Below are 19,188 nucleotides of genomic sequence, written 5' to 3'. Positions count from 1 at the left end.
CGGCCTCCCGTTCTGCGACGTCAGAAAATTACTGGTTGCTGGCCTGCATGGCTTCGATTTGCATCTGGATCTGTTTCTCTGCGCTGTCCAGCGCGGCTTTGGGATCCTGTTTACCGGTCAGGCTCAGCTCCAGCGCGGCGTTGGCCGGCCCCCAGACTTCGCCCATTTCAGGGATACCCGGCATGGCGGTGGCTCGCGCGGCCTGCACCGCAACGGCGCTCGCCTTCTCGTCGTTCTTGATTACCGGGTCGTCGATCATTGCGGTCAGCGGCGGGATCTCCCGCGTGGCCACGTAGCGGGTTTTCACGTACTGCGGCTGGTTGATGAATTCGATAAATTTCTGCGCCAGCGCTTTGTCCTTGCTCCAGGTGGAAACGACGTAGCCTTTCACGCCGAGGAAGGAGCTCATTGGCTTGCCGTCCGGCAGCGTGGGCAGCGGCGCCACGCCGTAATTGATGCCTGCCGCTTCATACGGCTGGAACGCCCACGGGCCGTTGATGACGGCTGCCGCTTTCTTCTCGGTGAACAGGGAGTCGATTGCGTTCAGGCCGTTGTCACCGACTATCCCGGCCGGGAAAATATCGTCAGCGTAGAATTTTTTCAGGTACGTCACGGCTTCTACCGCGCCCGGCTTGTTCAGGCCGACGTCGCTGGCGTTATAGCCGCCTTTGCCGTTTTGACCGAAGATGTAGCCGCCCATCGGGGAGATCGCGCCCCAGCTGTAGTAAATCTGATCGAACTTGGCGAGCAGACCGTACTGGTTTTTTGCGCGCTGCTGTTTAGAAAAGTCATACCAGTCCTGCAGCGAGCTGAGCGGCTTGTCGATGAGATCTTTGTTGTAGATCAGCACCAGCGTCTCAACCGCTTTCGGCACGCCGTAGAGGGCGTTATCCATTTTGAAGGCGTTAATCGAGGCCGGGGTGTACTGTTCGGTCTGCTTAGCCTCCAGATTCAGGGGGGTCAATAACCCTTGCACGACGGCGCCGCCCAGCTGATCGTTAGGAATGACCAGCACGTCCGGGCCAATGCCTGCCGGGCCGTCCAGGCGCAGTTTTTCCAGCTGCTGTGCGTAAGGGGTTTCCTGCACGTTAACCTTGACGTCGTACTGTTTTTCAAAGTCCGCGACCGCATCTTTAATACCGGACGACTTCTTGATGTCTTCCCAGACGTTAAGCTGCGCGGTGGCGTGAGCCTGTACCGCGAGCGTAGAGAGGATCAGAGCAGCGAGTATGTTCTTTTTCATTATCAACCTCATGTGAAGGTATAACAATTTTATGGTTGTTATTGCTTCTGATGCCCTACAAACCCCGCTATATATCCTGATAAAACTGGCGTTGCACGTCTGACACCAAATGCCTTTGGTTTGTTATACGCTACCCTTCACATCATGATAACTCTACATAAAACTGTAAGTTGTGTGATCGTCATAACATTAATGGAATATCTATATAGGGCGCATGAATACTGGAAGTTATAGTCAAGGCAGACAAATTGCACCGTCCGGCCACGTTGAACACAATTGTTATACGTAAAACATACTCGACGGTTTACCTGGGGAACACTGATGTCGAACATACAATTGAGGAATGTCACCAAGCGCTTTGGCGACACCGTCACGCTCCACAACGTTAATCTTGATATTGAGGACGGTGAGTTTGCCGTATTCGTCGGGCCTTCCGGCTGTGGCAAATCCACTATGCTGCGCATGATTGCCGGGCTGGAGGAGATAAGCGAGGGTGAAGTGCTGATCGGTAACGAGGTGATGAACGACATCGCCCCTTCCCATCGGGGTGTGGCGATGGTCTTTCAGTCCTACGCGCTCTATCCGCATATGACGGTGGCCGAAAACATGGGTTACGGGCTGAAGGTGAATAAAGTGCCGAAAGATCAGATCCGTCATCAGGTCGAGATGGTCGCCAAAACGCTGCAGCTCTCCCACCTGCTGGACCGCAAACCCAAACAGCTCTCCGGCGGCCAGCGCCAGCGCGTCGCGATTGGCCGTGCTATCGTGCGGAACCCGCGCGTCTTTATGTTCGATGAGCCGCTTTCCAACCTGGATGCCGAACTGCGCGTGGAGATGCGCCTGCACCTCGCTCGTCTGCACCAGGAGCTGAAAACCACCATGGTGTATGTCACCCACGATCAGATTGAGGCCATGACGCTGGCCGATAAAATTGTGGTGATGAACTACGGCAAGGTGGAGCAGATGGGCGCGCCGATGGATCTCTACTACAAGCCGGCGAATAAGTTTGTCGCCGGGTTTATCGGTTCGCCGAAGATGAACTTTCTGCCGGCGACCGTTGAAGCCTGGCAGCCGGGCAAGCTTAGCGTCAGGCTATCACAGCAGAAGTCGCTCACGCTCGCGATAACCACCACACCGCTGCAGCCGGGCAGTCAGGTCACGCTGGGCATCCGTCCGGAACATTTAACCACCGATCTTCACCGCGGCACGCGGCTGGAATTTAACTGTGAAGTGGTGGAGCGACTGGGAAACAATACTTACCTGTTTGGGCAATGCTATGGCCATGACAACGTGAAGATTTTGCTGCCGGGCGACGTGAAGTTCGCGCCCTGGCAGAAGATAGACGTGGCCTTCGACGATCGCCACTGCATGGTCTTTGACGAGCAGGATGTCCGGGTGAGCGCGGATATCGACGATGCGGTGCGTTCGGTGGCTTAACGCGCGCCACCGTCAGCCAGCGTTCTCACCGCCCGCCCAAACGCCTCGATCGCCAGGGCAACATCCTCAGCCATCACCGATTCCGCCGGATGGTGGCTGACGCCCCCCTTGCAGCGCACAAACAGCATGCCGACCGGCCAGCGTTCTGCCAGCGCGATGGTGTCATGCCCGGCACCGCTCGGCAGCGATAATGAGCGCCCCTGCACCGACTCAACGGCCTGTCCCAGCATATCCTGCAAACGCGCATCGCACGGCGTGGCGGCGATACGGTAAAACTCCTCGGCGCTGAAGCTCAGCCCGCGACGAGCGGCAATGGCCTGCGCCTGCGCCAGCAGTTCCGCGAGCAGCGCGTCCAGCGGGGCATCCTGCGGGCCGCGAATATCCAGCGAGAGCGCAACCTCACCGGGGATCACGTTGACCGCGCCCGGCAGGCAGCGCAGTTCCCCGACCGTCGCCACGCGATGACCGCCCCGCTGTCGGGTGGTATTTTCGATCAGCACCATCCACTCGGCGGCGGCGGCAAGGGCATCCTTGCGGTGATTCATCGGCACGGTACCCGCGTGTCCGGCTTCCCCGGTGAAGCGGCAGCTGAGGCGGCGCGCGCCGTTGATGGCTTCCACCACGCCCAGCGCCAGCCCTTCCTGCTCCAGACACGGTCCCTGTTCGATATGCAGTTCCAGACAGGCGCTGAAATCGTCCTGATGGCGTGCCGCCAGCGCCACGCGGGCGGGATCGAGCCCCGCCTGCACCATCGCCTGCGCCACGCTGATGCCGTGGGCATCACACGTCTCCAGCCAGCCCTGCGGCCAGGTGCCCGTAATGCCCCGGCTGCCAAGCAGGGTGATCCCAAAACGGGTGCCCTCTTCGTCGCCAAAGCCGACAATCTCGATGGCCTGGGCCAGATGCCGCCCCTGCTGGTGCAGGCCGTCCACTACTTCGATGGCGGTGAGCACCCCGAGCATGCCGTCGTAGCGCCCGGCGTTGCGCACGGTATCCAGATGCGAGCCGAGCAGCACCGCCTGCGCCCCTTCCTGCGCGCCCTCATAGCGTCCACAGATATTGCCCACGCTGTCCTGCCAGACGGTCATACCCGCCTGGCGCATCCACTCGCCGACCAGCTGGTTGGCCTGCAGATGCTGCGCCGAGAGGTATACCCTTGTCAGCGCATCCGGGGTTTCGCTGATGGCGGCCAGCGCGTCGGCACGCGCCATCACCCGTTCTGCCGCCGGGCTCATTGCGGCGTCTCGCGGCGATAGTGGTCCCACGCAGCCTGCATGGCGGCCCCCTGCGTGGTGGAGAACTTCAGGTAGTTCAGCACCGACTCCAGCGCGCTCAGGGTGGTCATCACGCAGTCTTTGCGCGCGTTGTAGCCCATGGTGCCAATGCGCCACACTTTGCCGTGCAGCGGGCCAAACGAGGTGCCGATTTCAATCCCGAAATCCTCCAGCATCAGCTTGCGCACCTGATCGCCGTTGACGCCCTGCGGGATAACCACGCCCAGCACGTTGTTCATCTTGTGCTTCAGATCGCCGAAGGTCTCCAGCCCCATCGCCTGAATGCCCTTCAGCAATGCATCGCCGTGCAGCCTGTGGCGGGCGATGCCGTTATCCAGCCCTTCCTGCAGGATCAGCCGCGCGCATTCGCGGGCGCCAAACAGCGCGGTCGTGGCTTCGGTGTGGTGGTTCAGCCGCTCCGGCCCCCAGTAGTCCATCACCATGCCAAGATCGAAATAGTTGGAGTAGATCATCTCCTCGTCGCCGTCGCGGTGGGCGTCGGTGCGAATGCCTTCCTCAACGCATTTGCGGCGGCGGATCGCCTCCTCCATGCGCGCGCTCAGGGTGATCGGCGACGTGCCCGACGGGCCGCCAAGGCACTTCTGCATCCCGGCCGAGACGGCGTCCAGCCCCCAGGCGTCGGTCTCCAGCGCGTTGCCGCCGAGGGACGCGGTGGCGTCGGTGTAAAACAGCGCGTCGTAGCGGCGGCAAATCGCGCCAAGCTCCGCGAGCGGCTGCAGCATGGTGGTGGAGGTGTCGCCCTGCACGGTCAGCAGCAGGCGCGGACGAATACGCTTAATCGCATCCTCGACCTGGTCCGGGGTAAACACCTCGCCCCACGGCACCTCGATGGTATGCACCTCCGCGCGGCAGCGGCGGGCAATTTCGCACAGCAGATGACCAAAGCGGCCAAAGACCGGCACCAGCACCTTATCTCCCGGGCGAATGGCGGAGACCAGAACGGCTTCAATTCCCGCGCGGGAGGTGCCGTCCACCAGCATCGTCCAGCGGTTCTCGGTGTGGAACACCCCGCGATAGAGCGCCATCACCTCGTTCATGTAGTGGGTCATGGCCGGATCGTACTGGCCGATCAGCTGGCTCGACATGGCGCGCAGCACGCGCGGGTCGGCGTTGATCGGGCCCGGCCCCATCAGCAGGCGCTGGGGCGGATTGATTTGCGGAAATTGTGCGATATCCATTGTTAAGTCCTTATCAGTTGAGGCCGCGCACGGAGGAGATGAACTGCTTCAGTTCCGTGGTCTGCGGGTTGGCGAACAGCGTTTTGCTGTCGCCCTGCTCCCAGACTTTCCCCTGGTGCATGAACACCACGCGGTCGCCCACTTCGCGGGCAAAATTCATTTCATGGGTAACCAGTATGAGCGTCATCCCCTCGGCCGCCAGCTGCTCCAGCACCTTAAGCACTTCGCCCACCAGCTCCGGGTCAAGCGCGGAGGTGATCTCGTCACAGAGTAAAACTTTCGGCGACATGGCCAGCGCCCGGGCAATCGCCACGCGCTGCTGCTGGCCGCCGGAGAGGCTCGACGGGTAGTAATCCAGACGGTCACCGAGGCCGACTTTTTCCAGCATGCGCTGCGCCAGCTCGCGGCATTCGGCGGCGCTTTTCTTCAGCACCCGACGCGGGGCCAGCATCACGTTTTCCAGCGCCGTCATGTGCGGGAACAGGTTGAAGCTCTGGAACACCATCCCGACCGAGCGGCTGATTTCACGCGCCTGAGAATCCCGGTCGGTAATGGTCATGCCGCCCAGCTTGATGCTGCCGTCCTGATACCCTTCCAGCCCGTTGATGCAGCGCAGCAGCGTGCTTTTGCCCGACCCGCTGCGCCCGATAATGGAGATCACCTGGCCCATGTCGATATCCAGATCGACGCCCTTGAGCACGTGGTTTTCGCCGTAGTACTTCTGCACCTGATTAATGGTGATGAGAGGCATTGAATTTCGTCTCCAGATAGCGGCTGTAGCGCGACAGCGGATAACACAGAATAAAGTAGCCCAGCGCCACCAGCGCAAAGACCTTAAACGGCTGATACGTCACGTTGGTCAGCATGGTCCCGGCCTTGGTCAGCTCGATAAAGCCGATGATCGACGCCAGCGCGGTGCCTTTGATCACCTGCACGGCAAAACCGACCGTCGGGGCGATGCCGATGCGCAGCGCCTGCGGGGCGACCACGCGAAACAGGGTCTGGCCAAAGGTCAGCCCCAGACAGCGCGAGGCTTCCCACTGCCCTTTTGGCAAGGCGCGAATACTGCCAAACCAGATGTCGAGCAGAAACGCGCTGGTGTAGAAGGTTAACGCCAGCGAGGCGGCGGTCCACGGCGAAACGTCGATGCCGAACAGCGCCACGCCAAAGAAGGCCAGGAACAGCTGCATCAGCAGCGGCGTGCCCTGGAACAGCTCAATGTAGCCTCGGATGATGCGCCTCACCGCGCGCCCGCCCGTCAGGCGCAGCAGCAGGAGCGGCAGCGTCACCGCCGCCCCGCCGACAAACGCCACCAGCGACAGCAGCACCGTCCAGCGTCCGGCCAGCAGCAGGTTGCGAATAATGTCCCAGTCGGTAAAGGTGGTCATCATGCCTGCACCCCCAGCCATTTGCGTCCTGCCGCCATCATCAGCTGGCGCAGGGTAATCGACAGCGCTAAGTAAATGCCGGTTGTCACCAGATAAACCTCAAAGCTCAGAAACGTTCTGGACTGGATCAGGTTGGCGGCGAAGGTCAGCTCTTCATACGAGACCTGCGACACCACCGACGAGCCGAGCATCACGATGATGCACTGGCTCACCAGCGCCGGGTAAATGCGCTGCAGCGCGGGCGGCAGCACCACGCGAATAAAGGTCTGCAGGCGGGTCAGCCCGAGCACGCGTCCGGCTTCCCACTGCCCTTTCGGCGTGACCTGAATGCCCGCGCGGATAATCTCGGTGCTGTACGCGCCGAGGTTCACCACCATGGCCAGCAGCGCCGCTTCCCCCGCCGTCATCTTCAGCCCCAGATTCGGCAGGCCGAAGACGATGAAAAACAGCTGTACCACAAACGGCGTGTTGCGGATGATTTCCACGTAGCCGCCCCAGAGCCGGCTGAACCAGGTGGTGCGTCCGCTGCGGATCGCCGCCCCGAAAATCCCTGTTGCCAGCCCGCCGACGGTTGCCATCACCGTCAGCTGAACGGTGACCCACAGCCCCGCCAGCAGCTCCGGCCAGTACGGCCAGAGCGCTGAAAAATCGAGTTGCTCAGCCATAGCCTTAAACGCCGAGGCTTGCCGGCAGCGGGGCCTTCAGCCATTGCTCGGACAGGCCGTTCAGCGTGCCGTCCTTAATGCCCTGCTCAATCAGCGCATCCACTTTTGCCTTCAGGGCCGGTTCGTTTTTCTTCAGGCCAATAAAGCACGGCGAATCTTTCAGCATAAAGCTCGGCACCGGGGCTTTATCCGCGTTCTGGCGCGAAATGGCCGCCACCACGAGGTTGCCGGTTGCCACGTACTGCACCTGGCCGGAGAGGTAGGCGGAGAGCGTGGTGTTGTTGTCTTCGTAGCGCTTCACGTCCGCGTCTTTCGGCGCCAGGCCGGTCAGCACCATGTCCTCCACCGCCCCGCGCGTCACGCCGATGGTTTTTCCGCTCAGCGCGGCGGCGTCTTTCAGCTCGGCCCCTTTCGGACCAAATACGCCGAGGAAGAACGGCGCGTAGGCGCGGCTGAAGTCGATCACCTTCTCGCGCTCCGGGTTTTTACCGAGGCTTGAAATGACCAGATCCACCTTATCGGTTTGCAGGTACGGCACGCGGTTGGCGCTGGTCACCGGCACCAGCTGCAGCTTGAGCTTCATCTGTTTGGCCAGATAGCGCGCCATGTCGATGTCATAGCCCTGCGGCTGCAGATCGGTCCCCACCGAGCCAAACGGCGGGAAGTCCTGCGGAACGGCAATGCGGATAGTGCCGCGCTTCTCAATATCCTGAAGCTGGTCAGCCTTTGCCGGCAGCTGTGTGAAGAGGCATGCGGCCCCGGCCAGTGCAATCAACAATTTTTTCATGGTGCTTCCCCGTAACGTTAACATGAAACAAAAGATTCTTTGAATGTGATTTTGCAACTAATGTGCCAGATAAAGCGAAGCGGGGAATATTCTTGTAAAGCCTGATAAAACGTGGACGGGTCGAAAAAACGTGCGTTTTCCCGACCCGACAGCTGCACCATTTTAATGCAAAGCACCAGTCTGATGCCCCATTATCGCTGTTCGAGTTCGTCCAGCTGCTGGTAGAGGGAAGCAATGTCGTGAATGCGCGGACGGCCTTTATCAAGAATTTCATGCAGGAAAGCATTCGCCAGCAGGTTGATCAGACTGTTGACCGAGGAGTAGCTGTCATAGGCCGAGACGCTGTCCAGAGGGGCGCAGAGCTGCCAGCTCGCCAGCGGAAACAGGCTGTGCGCCTGCGGCTCGCACATCAGCAGCACCGGAATACCGCTGCTCTGAAGCTGCTGCATCAGCGGGCGGATGATGCGCGGGCGGCGGCGAAAGGCCATCATGACCACCAGATCGTCGGGCGCTAAATCCACCAGCTCCTCGCTCAGGCTCTGCCCCGGCTGCGGCAGGACCAGCACCTGACCGCGCGCCTGCAGCAGCTGCTGGCGCAGGTGCAGCGCCGCAGGATAAGCGTTACGCATGCCGATAATGACGATGCGCCGTGCCTTCACCATGCAGGCCATGGCGTCGGCAAACTGCTGCGCGTCGAGGGCATTGACCCACTGGGTCAGGTTCGCCATCTCTTGCTTATAGTGGCGCGCCAGCAGCGTATTGCCCTGCACCGCATCGCGGTTATCGGTGAGCGGCATCCCGCTCTGGCGCAGGGTGCGCAGCTCGTCGCGCATGTCCTTATATTTCTCATAGCCCAGACGCTTAAACAGACGGCTGACCGTGGCTTTCGACACTCCGCTCAGCTGCGCCAGCTCGGCGCTGTTGTAGCTAATGAGATCGTCAAAATGGTCGAAAATAAAATCCGCCACCCGCTGCTCCTGCGGTGACAGCGACGGGTACTGTACTTTCAGACGTTCATCTAACTGTTCCATAGCGCCTCTGTAACTTTTGTTTCATTACATTGTACCTTTTATTCTGCGTATTCATTATACGTGCCAGTTTACTGAAACTTTTCTTTCAGAACTGGAACAGCTTTTGCAGCACCTTGTGACTTTCAAGGTTACGAGGACGCTTCATGCAAAGTAATGTCTCCACGCACGGCATGGCCGTTGCGCCCCACCATCTCGCCAGCCAGAGCGCGCTGGCGGTGCTGCGCGAAGGCGGCAGCGCGATAGAGGCAATGGTCGCCGCGGCGGCCACCATTGCCGTGGTTTATCCGCACATGAACGGGCTGGGCGGCGATGGCTTCTGGCTCATCGTGCCGCCGGAAGGCGAACCTGTCGCCATTGATGCCAGCGGCGCGGCGGGATCGCTGGCAACGCTCGCCTCCTACGACGGGCTGGCGCATATTCCCCATCGCGGGCCCCGTGCGGCGCTGACCGTCGCCGGTACGGTGAGCGGCTGGGACGAGGCGCTGAAGGTTTCGCGCGAGATGACCGGCAAGGCGCTGCCGCTGGCCCGCCTGCTGGCCGACGCCATTGACTATGCGCAGAACGGCACCCCGGTCACGGCCTCTCAGGCCCATGCCACGGCCAGTAAATTCGACGAACTGAAGGCCGTCCCCGGCTTCGCGGAAACCTGGCTGGTGGACGGTAAGCCGCCGCAGGTCGGGAGCCGGTTTTACCAGCCCGCCATGGCCACGACGTTGACGCGTTTGGTGGAAGACGGTCTGGACAGCTTTTATCGCGGCCCGCTGGCGAACGTACTGGCGCACGGCATGGAGACGCTGGGCCTGCCCGTGACGCTGGCCGATTTACACGCGCATTCTGCCCGGCGCACCGCGCCGCTGAGGCTGCAGCACCAGCAGGGGGAGATCTTTAACCACGCCCCGCCGACGCAGGGGCTGGTCTCGCTGGCGATACTCGGCATCACCGATCGTCTGAACATGGCGGAGGCCGACGATGCCGACACCATTCACCGCATCATTGAAGCCACCAAGCTGGCCTTTGGCCTGCGCGATGCCCACATCACCGACCCGCGCGAGCTGAAAACCGATGTTCAGAAACTGCTGGATCCCGCCGCTCTGCGGGCGCTTGCCGACAGGGTTGACGATAGCCGCGCCGCGCCGTGGGGCACCGGAAAAGGCCCCGGCGATACGGTGTGGATGGGGGTGATGGATAACAGCGGGCTCGCCGTGTCGTTTATCCAGAGTATCTATCACGAGTTCGGCAGCGGCGTGGTGCTGCCCGACACCGGCATCGTCTGGCAGAACCGTGGCGCATCGTTCAGCCTCGATCCCAATCATCTTCTGGCCCTCGCGCCGGGCAAACAGCCCTTCCATACCCTGAACCCGGCGGCGGCGCGTCTTAAGGACGGGCGCGTGATGGTCTACGGATCGATGGGCGGTGACGGACAGCCGCAAACCCAGGCCGCGCTCTTTACCCGCTACGCGATTCAGGGCGTGCCTTTACAGGAAAGCATTTCCCGCCCGCGCTGGCTGCTGGGTCGCACCTGGGGACAAACCTCGGACACGTTAAAACTTGAAGGGCGCTTTAGCGCTGAGACGATCTCGCAGCTCCGCGCGCGGGGACATGAGGTAGAAATGTTCCCGGACTTCAGTGAAGCGATGGGCCACGCGGGCGCGATTGTCCGCCACCCCAACGGGCTGTTCGAAGGGGCATTTGACCCGCGCAGCAATGGCGCGGCCGCCGGATTCTGAGGAGAAAACAATGACCACACAACAGCCCGACTGGCATGCGTATCTTGCGCAAATGGAGTCCGTGCTCGGCGTGACGCTGGACGATGCCCGCCGCGCCGAGCTGCAGTTGCAGTTCAACCGCATTGCCGCCCTGGCCGCCCCGCTGATGGCGCTGCCGCTCGATGACCGTCTGGAGATCGCAGGAGTATACAAAGCATGAGGCTACACGAGATGAGTATCAGCGCGATCCAGCATGCGCTGAGCGCAGGCGAGCTGAGCGCTCGCGAGATTGCTCGCCAGACGCTGGAGGCCATTGCGCGCGTTAACCCGCAGATCAACGCCTGGACCGCCGTGACGGAAGAACGCATGCTCGCCGAAGCCGAGAGCATCGACACCCTGCGCCGCGAGAAGCGCCCCCTGCCGCCGCTGGCGGGCGTGCCCTACGCGGTAAAAAATCTGTTCGATGTTGCCGGTCACACCACCCTCGCCGGGGCAGAACTGTTCAGCCAGCGCCCCGCCGCGGCCGCTGACAGCTTCGCAGTGCGCCAGCTGCGCAGCGCGGGCGGGCTGCTGACCGGGATGGTGAATATGGACGCCTACGCCTACGGCTTCACGACCGAAAACAGCCACTACGGCACGACGCGTAACCCGCACGATCTGGCGCGCATTGCGGGCGGGTCGTCCGGCGGTTCAGCCGCCGCCGTGGCCGCCGGGCTGGTGCACTTTTCGCTCGGCACCGACACCAACGGCTCGATTCGCGTTCCGGCCTCCCTGTGCGGCATCTATGGCCTGAAGCCCACCTTTGGCCGCCTGTCGCGATCCGGCAGCCATCCGTTTGTCGCGAGCCTGGATCATATCGGTCCCTTTGCCCGCCGCGTGTGCGACCTCGCGTCCGTGTATGACGCGCTGCAGGGGCGGGACAGCAGCGACGGTTTTCAGGCAGAGAGCTCGCGCGAGCAGACGCGCCCCCTGCTTGAGCGCGGGCTTGACGGTCTGCGCTGCGCGGTGCTCGGCGGCTACTTCACCACCTGGTGCGACGCGGATGCCCGAGACGCCGTGGCGCGGGTGGCGAAGGCGCTCGACGTGCAGGATGAGCTGCAGTTTCCGGACGCCGAGCTGGCGCGCTCCGCAGCGTTTATCATCAGCGCCTCCGAAGGGGGAAACCAGTACCTGCCTGCGCTTCGCCGCGAGCCCGAGCGTTTTGAACCACACTCTCGCGAACGGCTGCTGGCCGGGGCGATGATCCCCTCCGCCTGGTATATTCAGGCCCAGCGGTTTCGCGCACACGCCCGGCAGGCGTTTAAAACCCTCTTCGCGCAGGCCGACGTGCTGATCGCCCCGGCAACCCCACGCAGCGCCACGCTGGCGGGCGAGCAGACCATGGAGATTAACGGCCAGCCGCTCCCCATTCGCGCCAGCATGGGCATGCTGACCCAGCCGATTTCGTTTTTAGGTTTGCCCGTGACCACCGTTCCGCTGCGCACCGCGCAGGGAATGCCAATTGGCCTGCAGCTGATTGCCGCGCCGTTTAACGAGCAGGCCTGCCTGCGCGTCGCGCGCGTGCTGGAGGAGAGTGGCATCACCGATGCCCGTCCGGCGGAGGTGGCCGCATGATGAATCACGATGACATTAACCTGCCGTGGGTGGTTGCCGAGGTGACCGCCGCGTTTTACCGCTATGAAGACGCGCTGGTCAGCAACAACGTTGCGGTGCTGGACGAGCTGTTCTGGCACGACAAAAACACGGTGCGTCTGGGGGCGGGTGAAAACCTGTACGGGATTGATGAAATCCGCGCCTTTCGCGCGGCGCGCCCGTCCGCCGGGCTGCAGCGGACGTTGCGCCACACCGTCATCACCACCTTCGGCGAGGATTATGCGGTGTGCAGCACCGAGTTTACCCGGGAGGGTACGGAACGCACTGGCCGCCAGCAGCAGACGTGGGTGCGGTTTGCCTACGGGTGGCGGATCGTGGCGGCGCAGGTGAGTTTGATGGTGTAACGCTGAAAAACCTGCCCGGTGGCGCTGCGCTTACCGGGCCTACGATGCTCCGTATGCTCTGTGGGTCCTGTAGGCCGGGTAAGGCGCAGCCGCCACCCGGCTAAATACGGCACACTTACTTCTGAAACGGATGCACCTCCCGCCAGTGCTCCGCAATCTGCTGGCGGGTACAGACCCACACCCGCTCGTGCTGCTGCACATAATCCAGGAACCGCTGCAGCGCGCGAAAACGCCCCGGCCGCCCCAGCAGGCGGCAGTGCATGCCGATGGACATCATCTTCGGCGCGCTTTCCCCCTCTTCGTACAGCACGTCAAAACTGTCCTTCAGATAGGTATAAAACTGCTCGGCGGTATTAAACCCCTGAGCGGTGGCGAAGCGCATGTCGTTTGCATCCAGCGTGTAGGGCACAATCAGGTGCGGTTTGCGGGTGCCGTCGCTACAGGCCACTTCCGTCCAGAAGGGTAAGTCGTCGCCGTAGTAGTCGCTGTCGTAGTCGAAGCCGCCATGCTCCACCACCAGCTGACGCGTGTTGGGGCTGTCGCGCCCGGTGTACCAGCCGGTTGGCGGCTTGCCGAACAGGTCGGTCAACACCTGCACCGCTTTGTGCAGGTGTTCGCGCTCCTGTTGGATATCCATGTGCTGATAATGTATCCAGCGCCAGCCGTGGCTCACCACGTCGTAATCCGCACCCTTGATTGCCTCGACGATCTCCGGGTGACGCGCCAGCGCCATCGCCACGCCAAAGACCGTCAGCGGCAGGCCGCGCTTTTGAAATTCATTGTGGATCCGCCAGAATCCGGCGCGGCTGCCGTATTCGTAGAGGGAGTCCATCGACATGTGTTTATCCGGGTAGCTGGCCGCGCCGATGATGTCCGACAGGAATTGCTCGGAACCGGCATCGCCGTGCAGAACGTGGTTTTCCGCCCCTTCCTCATAATTGAGCACAAACTGCACGGCGATGCGCGCCTGATTCGGCCACCGCGCGTGCGGCGGGTTGCCTGCGTAACCGCGCAGATCCCGCGGGTAATCCTGTTCAAAAAGCGCCATTACGTCTCCCCTCACCTTCAAAATGGATTCAATGCCTGAAACTGTCCGCTTAACGCTTTTTTCTCCGGGAAGGCCAGATCCCCGTGCTTGCTGGTCGACAGCCCCAGCGCCACCAGCGATTCCACCATCTTCACCGCCGCGCTGACGCCGTCGATAACCGGCACGCGCAGCTCTCGGGTCAGCTCCTGCGCCAGCGTCGCCATGCCGCCGCAGCCCAGCACGATGGCGCCGCAGCCATCCTCTTTCAGCGCCTGTATACAGCGCGCGCGCACCTTCTCCTGCGCCAGACCGCTGCCGTCTTCCAGCGCCAGCACCGGGAGATCGATAGCGTGCAGCGCCGCGCAGCGATCCTGAAAGCCATACTGGTGCAGCAGATGACGGGCAATAATCAGCGTGCGCGGCAGCGTGGTCACCACCGAAAAGCGCGTCGCCACCAGCGTCGCCATATGCATGGCGGCTTCCGCAATCCCTACCACCGGCCCCTGCGCCAGCTCGCGCGCCGCCAGCAGGCCCGGATCGCCAAAGCAGGCGATGACGTGACCATCCACGCCCTGCTCTCTGCCGAGCCTGACCTGTTCGAGAACGCCCACGGCGGCGATGGCTTCATCAAAGTGGCCTTCTATAGACGGCACGCCCGCGCTCGGGCAGACCGCGAGGATCTCCGTCCCCGGTGCCGCCACCGCGCGGGCCGCCGCGCCGATGGTTTCCGTCATCGCGAGGCTGGTGTTGGGGTTGATTACTTGTATACAGACAGAGGACATTACGACTCCTTGTGGCCGGCAAACAGCCGGGCAAAATCAGGCAGGCACTCGCCCGCCCGCTCGAAGCAGAGGCTGGCGACGATATGTTCAAAATGGTGCATTAAGGCATCGCTGAGCGGCTGGAGCGCCTTCTGGCGCAGCAGATCCACAAGCTGTTCGTGATCGTTGCTGCGACAGCCCTGCCGCCACGGCGCGCCCCAGGTGGCAATCACCAGCGAGGAGCGCTGGCTCAGGCCGGTCACCATCTCCGTCAGCACCTGGTTGCCGGAGATCGCCTGCAGCTGAATGTGGAAATTGGCAGAGTGGCGGATCGCCGCCGGGCCGTCGTACGCCTCGTGCGCCTGCTGCTCCTGACGAATAATGGCCTCCAGCGCGGCAAGGTGCGGCGGCTGACAGCGGGCCAGCACGTCCGGCAGGTTGGCCACCTCCAGCAGGGCGCGGGTGCGGAAGATATGCTGCGCCTCTTCCACCGTCGGGCTGGCAACGTGTGCACCACGTTTGGGCGTTAAGGTGACCATTTGCACAGCCGCGAGTCGCTGCAGCACCTTTCGGATGCCCGTGCGACTTACGCCAAACACCTCGGACAGCGCCTCTTCCGGCAGCTTGCTCCCCGGCAGCAGCTGATGTTCGACAATCGCGGTCATCAGCGCCTGAAAGATCGATTCATCTTTGTCATGCAGGTCTGGCGCGGTCTGCAGGGCGTTTAGGTTGTTCATTCACCACTCCGTCTTTTACTCTTCGTTATCGAATCGTATACATAAAAATAAAATATTGCATACAAGATTTATTATTTTGGCCTGGATCCTGCAATACCGTCTGCACTCCCACTCAACGGGTTTTCATTCACAGGAGCAGGTTTCATGCCAAACAGTCAAAACGCGCAGCAGGGTACGGCCGCTGATTCCGGTGCGGTTTACAGCCCACGTCTTTGCAATGAGGATCTGGCACCGACGCGTGACCAGAACTGGAGCTGGTACAACATTTTTTCGTTCTGGATGTCGGACGTCCACAGCATGGGGGGTTATGTTGTCGCCGCGAGCTTCTTTACGCTCGGGCTGGCAAGCTGGCAGGTGCTGCTTTGCCTGCTGGTGGGAATTTGCATCGTGCAGCTGTGCGCCAACCTGGTGGCCAAACCGAGCCAGATGGCGGGCGTGCCCTACGCGGTGATAAGCCGTCAGGCGTTTGGCGTCTTCGGGGCCAATATTCCGGCGGTGATCCGCGGGCTGATTGCTTTCGCGTGGTACGGCATTCAGACCTATCTGGCCGCCAACGCCTTGATGCTGGTGGCGCTGAAGTTCTGGCCGTCGCTCTCTTCGCTTACTACCGGCGCGTTCCTGGGCCTGTCGCATCTGGGCTGGATCTGCTTTGCCATCATGTGGGTACTGCAGGCGATGGTCTTCTGGCACGGCATGAGCGCCATCAAGCGCTTTATTGATATCGCCGGTCCGGCGGTCTACGTGGTGATGCTGGCCCTTGCAGGCTGGATTGTATACAAGACCGGTTTTGACGGCATTTCCTTCACCCTCGCCAGCAAATCCCTGAGCGCGGGCGAGCAGACCTGGCAGATGATCACCGCGACCGCGCTGGTGGTGTCTTACTTCTCCGGCCCACTGCTCAACTTTGGCGACTTCTCCCGCTACGGCAAAAGCATGGGCGAGATCCGCCGCGGCAACCGCTGGGGCCTGCCGTTTAACTTCCTGCTGTTCTCCATCGTCACCGTGGTCATTGTCTCCGGCACCCAGTCGCTGTTTGGCCGCATGATCACCGACCCGATCGAGACCGTCAGCCGCGTGGGCAACGATCTGGCCGTGGCGATTGGCCTGCTGACGATGATCACCGCCACCATCGGGATCAACATCGTGGCGAACTTCGTCTCCCCAGCGTTTGATTTCTCTAACTGCTCGCCGCAGAAAATCAGCTTCCGCACCGGGGGCATGATTGCCGCCGTCGGCTCGATCCTGCTCACCCCGTGGAACCTGTTCAACTCGCCGGAGCTTATCCACTACACCCTGGACGTGCTCGGGGCGTTCATCGGACCGCTGTTCGGCATTCTGATTGCCGACTTCTACCTGATTAAACGCGGCAAGGTGTCGGTCGACGATCTGTTCGACGACACGCCAAAGGGCAAATACTGGTACCGCAACGGCTTTAACCCGAAAGCCATTGGCGCGCTAATCCCGTCCGTTGCCGTGGGCCTGGTGATTAGCTTTATTCCGGCCCTGCATGAGGTGGCGAACTTCAGCTGGTTCATCGGCGTCTTCCTCGGCGGCGTGACCTACCGCTGGCTGGCGCGGGAAGATCGCGAGACGGCGGGCGCGACGTCGTTCAGCTCCCGCGTGGCGACGCAAAAAGAGTAATCCCCTCCTTCCGGCCGCAGGGTATCTGCGGCCCGTCCATTTTTTGGCACCGTTCTTGCTGCGCCTTTTCACCCCGCTACGCAAACATTAAGGCAGGAACCATGATGGATTACCAGACAGCGATCCGCGGCGCATTTTTTGATATTGCCCAGGTCTGCGACAGCGCAGACGAGATTGCCCGGCACGCGCGCTACCTTGAGGACGGGGTGCTGTTTATACAGAACGGAAAAATTCTGGCGCAGATGCCGTGGCAGGAGGGCGAGCAGTATCTTGACCCCCACAAGGGCTACACCGACCTGCGCGGCAGGCTGCTGCTGCCCGGTTTTGTCGACACCCACGTCCATTACCCGCAAACGGAGATGATCGGCGCCTTTGGTGAACAGCTGCTGGAGTGGCTGACCACCTACACTTTCCCGGTGGAGAGCCAGTTTGCCGATGAAGCCTATGCGAAAGAGATCGCCGAATTTTTCATTCAGCAACTGGTGAGCAACGGCACCACCACCGCGCTGGTGTTTTGCACGCTGCACCCGGAATCGGTCGAGGCGCTATTTACCGAAGCCCTGCGCCTGAACATGCGCCTAATCGCCGGAAAGGTGATGATGGACAGGCACACGCCGGACTACCTGAGCGAAGACGCGAAGCAGAGCTACCGGCAGACGCGGGAGCTGATTCAGCGCTGGCACCACCGGGGGCGGCTGGGCTATGCCATTACGCCGCGCTTTGCCCCGACCTCATCACCCGAGCTGCTTGCCGCGGTCAGCCTGCTCAGAGAGGAGTTCCCGGATACCTGGCTGCAGACCCACCTGAGCGAAAACCCCAACGAAGTGGCCTGGGTAAGCGACCTCTGGCCGGAACATGAGCGCTATCTGGACGTGTATCACCACTACGGCCTGACCGGCGAGCGCAGCGTGTTTGCCCACGCGATTCATCTACACCACAGCGAGTGGCAGTGCCTGCACGACACCGGTTCGGCGGTGGCATTTTGCCCCACCTCGAACCTGTTTCTCGGCAGCGGGCTGTTTCGCCTGCCCGCCTGCTGGCAGCACAAGGTGCGGATGGGCATCGGCACCGATGTCGGCGCGGGCACCACCTTCAGCATGCTGCGCACCCTGGGGGAAGCCTACAAGGTCGGCCAGCTTCAGAGCTACCGCCTGCGCGCCAGCGAGGCGTTTTACCACGCCACGCTGGGCGGCGCGCACGCCCTCAGGCTGGACGATAAGATTGGCAACTTCGCGCCCGGCAAAGAGGCGGATTTCGTGGTTATCGATCCTGACGTGACGCCGCTGCAGCGCCTGCGTAATCGCCGCTGTCAGGATATCTACGAGCAGCTTTTCGTGCTGATGACCTTGGGCGACGAGCGCAACATCAGCGAGACCTGGGTTAACGGCGAGCGGGTATGGTCAACTGCCCCGGTAGGTTGACCACCCGCCGGGCGCAATCACAAACGGCAGGTGGAAGTGCTCGCCTGCCGTTTCTCCCGTCACAAAATCAATTTGCGCGCAGGGGTAGAGCGTGTCGCGACCGGTTTCGCTAAACCACGCGCCGATCTCCGCCACCAGCCGATAGCGGCCTTTTGGCAGGAAAGGGACAAATTCGGTGATGCGACCCTTTACGTTGGTCACGCCCGTCGCCATGATTTCACCCTCCCGTTCGAGATGAACTGTCACGCCCTCTGCGGGTTGGCCCGTCGAGATATCCAGAATATGGGTGCTGAGTGTGCTCATTCGCTAATGACTCCTTCCAGACGTAGTAACGTAATTTCCCGCAACTGTCCCAGTGCGGCCCGAACTTCCTGCGCATCGCTGTTTTCAAGCCGCGCGTGCAGCGCCTGTAAAATGTCTTCGCCGCTGCGGCCCTTCGCGCGGATCAGAAACACGCGTCCGAAGCGGGCCTCGTAGCGGGCATTCCCCTCGCGCAGCGCCTGAGCAAGGTCAGCATCGCCTTCATTCACCGCGCCCTGCTCCTGGCGCGACAGCGCCGCCTCCGCCTGTGAGCCCGCCGGCTTTTCCCCGATGCGTGGATGGGCGCTCAGGGCCTGCGCTAGCGCCGCTTCGTCCCAGGCTTGCGTCAGCGCGTTTGCCGTACTGAACAATTCGTCCCGGTTGGCGTAGGGCCGCCCCAGAGCCAGCGCGTCGGCCCAGCCGGGGAGCGCCACGCAGGGGTGAATCAGCGCTAACGCCTTTTCGTGGGAAAGATGATTGAACTCGTGCAGTGCGATCATAGCGTCTCCTTTATTGTCATCCTCCGGGTTCTTGCACAAACCACGCCATTCTGAGCGCAGGTGTGAAACAGTCG

At 61.8% G+C, this 19,188-nt stretch carries 19 protein-coding genes and 1 pseudogene; 7 read left to right on the top strand and 13 right to left on the bottom strand.

Annotated elements, in window-relative coordinates:
• Positions 1 to 28 precede the first annotated feature (28 nt).
• Entirely contained in the window at positions 29 to 1,243 is a 1,215-nt protein-coding gene (locus tag HV355_RS17385; RefSeq protein WP_182402826.1) for an extracellular solute-binding protein, read from the bottom strand.
• A 321-nt stretch (positions 1,244 to 1,564) separates the two neighbouring features.
• On the opposite strand from HV355_RS17385, the gene HV355_RS17380 reads away from it, so the two are divergent.
• Positions 1,565 to 2,680, top strand: a complete 1,116-nt coding sequence (locus HV355_RS17380; RefSeq protein ID WP_100165114.1) for an ABC transporter ATP-binding protein — start codon at positions 1,565 to 1,567, stop codon at positions 2,678 to 2,680.
• On the opposite strand, the gene hpxK is transcribed toward HV355_RS17380, so the two are convergent.
• The 7 genes from hpxK to hpxU all read right to left on the bottom strand — a co-directional run bounded on the left by hpxK (position 2,677) and on the right by hpxU (position 9,024).
• Complete coding sequence (hpxK, locus tag HV355_RS17375; RefSeq protein ID WP_182402824.1) at positions 2,677 to 3,915, bottom strand: allantoate amidohydrolase; 1,239 nt, start codon at positions 3,913 to 3,915, stop codon at positions 2,677 to 2,679. The genes HV355_RS17380 and hpxK overlap by 4 nt on opposite strands.
• Positions 3,912 to 5,153, bottom strand: a complete 1,242-nt coding sequence (locus tag HV355_RS17370) for an alanine--glyoxylate aminotransferase family protein (RefSeq protein WP_148399662.1) — start codon at positions 5,151 to 5,153, stop codon at positions 3,912 to 3,914. Before HV355_RS17370 ends, hpxK begins: the two co-directional genes overlap by 4 nt.
• 13 nt (positions 5,154 to 5,166) lie before the next feature.
• Positions 5,167 to 5,904 (bottom strand): amino acid ABC transporter ATP-binding protein, encoded by a 738-nt coding sequence (locus tag HV355_RS17365; RefSeq protein ID WP_010429436.1) that lies wholly within the window; start codon positions 5,902 to 5,904, stop codon positions 5,167 to 5,169.
• Entirely contained in the window at positions 5,885 to 6,541 is a 657-nt protein-coding gene (locus HV355_RS17360) for an amino acid ABC transporter permease (protein ID WP_071787484.1), read from the bottom strand. The genes HV355_RS17365 and HV355_RS17360 overlap by 20 nt, the downstream gene beginning before the upstream one ends.
• Positions 6,541 to 7,206 (bottom strand): amino acid ABC transporter permease, encoded by a 666-nt coding sequence (locus tag HV355_RS17355; RefSeq protein WP_182402822.1) that lies wholly within the window; start codon positions 7,204 to 7,206, stop codon positions 6,541 to 6,543. The genes HV355_RS17360 and HV355_RS17355 overlap by 1 nt, the downstream gene beginning before the upstream one ends.
• Before the next feature lie 4 nt (positions 7,207 to 7,210).
• On the bottom strand, positions 7,211 to 7,993 hold the full coding sequence (locus HV355_RS17350) for a transporter substrate-binding domain-containing protein (protein WP_010429429.1): 783 nt from the start codon (positions 7,991 to 7,993) through the stop codon (positions 7,211 to 7,213).
• Between the two features lie 191 nt (positions 7,994 to 8,184).
• On the bottom strand, positions 8,185 to 9,024 hold the full coding sequence (hpxU, locus tag HV355_RS17345) for a MurR/RpiR family transcriptional regulator HpxU (RefSeq protein WP_182402820.1): 840 nt from the start codon (positions 9,022 to 9,024) through the stop codon (positions 8,185 to 8,187).
• 143 nt (positions 9,025 to 9,167) lie between these two features.
• Here hpxU and hpxW point away from each other — a divergent pair, with 143 nt between their 5' ends.
• The 4 genes from hpxW to hpxZ are packed head-to-tail and all read left to right on the top strand — an operon-like array spanning position 9,168 to position 12,727.
• Entirely contained in the window at positions 9,168 to 10,751 is a 1,584-nt protein-coding gene (gene hpxW, locus HV355_RS17340) for an oxamate amidohydrolase (protein WP_182402818.1), read from the top strand.
• A gap of 10 nt (positions 10,752 to 10,761) precedes the next feature.
• Positions 10,762 to 10,950 carry an oxalurate catabolism protein HpxX gene (gene hpxX, locus HV355_RS17335; RefSeq protein WP_010429424.1) on the top strand — a complete coding sequence of 63 codons (189 nt, stop codon included), beginning with the start codon at positions 10,762 to 10,764 and terminating at the stop codon, positions 10,948 to 10,950.
• Positions 10,947 to 12,344, top strand: coding sequence for an AtzE family amidohydrolase (locus HV355_RS17330; protein ID WP_182402816.1), 1,398 nt, complete (start codon positions 10,947 to 10,949; stop codon positions 12,342 to 12,344). The genes hpxX and HV355_RS17330 overlap by 4 nt, the downstream gene beginning before the upstream one ends.
• The gene (gene hpxZ / locus HV355_RS17325) at positions 12,341 to 12,727 is read left to right on the top strand and encodes an oxalurate catabolism protein HpxZ (RefSeq protein WP_182402814.1); all 387 of its coding nucleotides are present in this window, start codon (positions 12,341 to 12,343) and stop codon (positions 12,725 to 12,727) included. The genes HV355_RS17330 and hpxZ overlap by 4 nt, the downstream gene beginning before the upstream one ends.
• A 115-nt stretch (positions 12,728 to 12,842) precedes the next feature.
• Here the strand turns inward: hpxZ and puuE are convergent, their stop codons facing one another.
• From puuE to HV355_RS17310, 3 genes and pseudogenes are all read right to left on the bottom strand, one after another.
• On the bottom strand, positions 12,843 to 13,742 hold the full coding sequence (gene puuE / locus HV355_RS17320) for an allantoinase PuuE (RefSeq protein WP_249420876.1): 900 nt from the start codon (positions 13,740 to 13,742) through the stop codon (positions 12,843 to 12,845).
• A pseudogene (hpxA, locus tag HV355_RS17315) lies at positions 13,660 to 14,536 on the bottom strand (allantoin racemase). Before hpxA ends, puuE begins: the two are co-directional and overlap by 83 nt.
• On the bottom strand, positions 14,536 to 15,252 hold the full coding sequence (locus HV355_RS17310) for a GntR family transcriptional regulator (RefSeq protein ID WP_182402810.1): 717 nt from the start codon (positions 15,250 to 15,252) through the stop codon (positions 14,536 to 14,538). Before HV355_RS17310 ends, hpxA begins: the two are co-directional and overlap by 1 nt.
• 144 nt (positions 15,253 to 15,396) lie before the next feature.
• Between HV355_RS17310 and HV355_RS17305 the strand changes: the two genes are divergently transcribed.
• Together HV355_RS17305 and guaD are read left to right on the top strand one after the other, a co-directional pair.
• Positions 15,397 to 16,893, top strand: a complete 1,497-nt coding sequence (locus tag HV355_RS17305) for an NCS1 family nucleobase:cation symporter-1 (protein WP_029741848.1) — start codon at positions 15,397 to 15,399, stop codon at positions 16,891 to 16,893.
• Positions 16,894 to 16,997: 104 nt separating this feature from the next.
• Positions 16,998 to 18,314: a guanine deaminase gene (gene guaD / locus HV355_RS17300; RefSeq protein ID WP_182402842.1), complete on the top strand. Its 1,317-nt coding sequence runs from the start codon at positions 16,998 to 17,000 to the stop codon at positions 18,312 to 18,314.
• Here guaD and uraH read toward each other — a convergent pair.
• Both uraH and uraD read right to left on the bottom strand, forming a co-directional pair.
• Positions 18,294 to 18,617: a hydroxyisourate hydrolase gene (gene uraH, locus HV355_RS17295; protein WP_042718743.1), complete on the bottom strand. Its 324-nt coding sequence runs from the start codon at positions 18,615 to 18,617 to the stop codon at positions 18,294 to 18,296. The genes guaD and uraH overlap by 21 nt on opposite strands.
• Positions 18,614 to 19,114, bottom strand: a complete 501-nt coding sequence (gene uraD / locus HV355_RS17290) for a 2-oxo-4-hydroxy-4-carboxy-5-ureidoimidazoline decarboxylase (protein WP_182402841.1) — start codon at positions 19,112 to 19,114, stop codon at positions 18,614 to 18,616. Before uraD ends, uraH begins: the two co-directional genes overlap by 4 nt.
• Positions 19,115 to 19,188: the final 74 nt, after the last annotated feature.

The organism is Enterobacter sp. RHBSTW-01064, assembly GCF_014103035.1.
Taxonomy (GTDB): Bacteria; Pseudomonadota; Gammaproteobacteria; order Enterobacterales; family Enterobacteriaceae; genus Enterobacter; species Enterobacter mori.
This window is presented reverse-complemented; position numbering and strand designations above follow the sequence as displayed.

Excerpts from the sequence above, each read along its gene's own strand:
- hpxU (WP_182402820.1), bottom strand. The coding sequence starts at position 9,024 with ATGGAACAGTTAGATGAACGTCTGAAAGTACAGTACCCGTCGCTGTCA.
- uraD (WP_182402841.1), bottom strand. The coding sequence starts at position 19,114 with ATGATCGCACTGCACGAGTTCAATCATCTTTCCCACGAAAAGGCGTTA.
- HV355_RS17385 (WP_182402826.1), bottom strand. The coding sequence starts at position 1,243 with ATGAAAAAGAACATACTCGCTGCTCTGATCCTCTCTACGCTCGCGGTA.
- uraH (WP_042718743.1), bottom strand. The coding sequence starts at position 18,617 with ATGAGCACACTCAGCACCCATATTCTGGATATCTCGACGGGCCAACCC.
- HV355_RS17310 (WP_182402810.1), bottom strand. The coding sequence starts at position 15,252 with ATGAACAACCTAAACGCCCTGCAGACCGCGCCAGACCTGCATGACAAA.
- HV355_RS17305 (WP_029741848.1), top strand. The coding sequence starts at position 15,397 with ATGCCAAACAGTCAAAACGCGCAGCAGGGTACGGCCGCTGATTCCGGT.
- hpxW (WP_182402818.1), top strand. The coding sequence starts at position 9,168 with ATGCAAAGTAATGTCTCCACGCACGGCATGGCCGTTGCGCCCCACCAT.
- HV355_RS17360 (WP_071787484.1), bottom strand. The coding sequence starts at position 6,541 with ATGACCACCTTTACCGACTGGGACATTATTCGCAACCTGCTGCTGGCC.
- hpxK (WP_182402824.1), bottom strand. The coding sequence starts at position 3,915 with ATGAGCCCGGCGGCAGAACGGGTGATGGCGCGTGCCGACGCGCTGGCC.
- HV355_RS17350 (WP_010429429.1), bottom strand. The coding sequence starts at position 7,993 with ATGAAAAAATTGTTGATTGCACTGGCCGGGGCCGCATGCCTCTTCACA.
- HV355_RS17365 (WP_010429436.1), bottom strand. The coding sequence starts at position 5,904 with ATGCCTCTCATCACCATTAATCAGGTGCAGAAGTACTACGGCGAAAAC.
- hpxX (WP_010429424.1), top strand. The coding sequence starts at position 10,762 with ATGACCACACAACAGCCCGACTGGCATGCGTATCTTGCGCAAATGGAG.
- HV355_RS17355 (WP_182402822.1), bottom strand. The coding sequence starts at position 7,206 with ATGGCTGAGCAACTCGATTTTTCAGCGCTCTGGCCGTACTGGCCGGAG.
- HV355_RS17330 (WP_182402816.1), top strand. The coding sequence starts at position 10,947 with ATGAGGCTACACGAGATGAGTATCAGCGCGATCCAGCATGCGCTGAGC.
- HV355_RS17380 (WP_100165114.1), top strand. The coding sequence starts at position 1,565 with ATGTCGAACATACAATTGAGGAATGTCACCAAGCGCTTTGGCGACACC.
- HV355_RS17370 (WP_148399662.1), bottom strand. The coding sequence starts at position 5,153 with ATGGATATCGCACAATTTCCGCAAATCAATCCGCCCCAGCGCCTGCTG.
- hpxZ (WP_182402814.1), top strand. The coding sequence starts at position 12,341 with ATGATGAATCACGATGACATTAACCTGCCGTGGGTGGTTGCCGAGGTG.
- guaD (WP_182402842.1), top strand. The coding sequence starts at position 16,998 with ATGGATTACCAGACAGCGATCCGCGGCGCATTTTTTGATATTGCCCAG.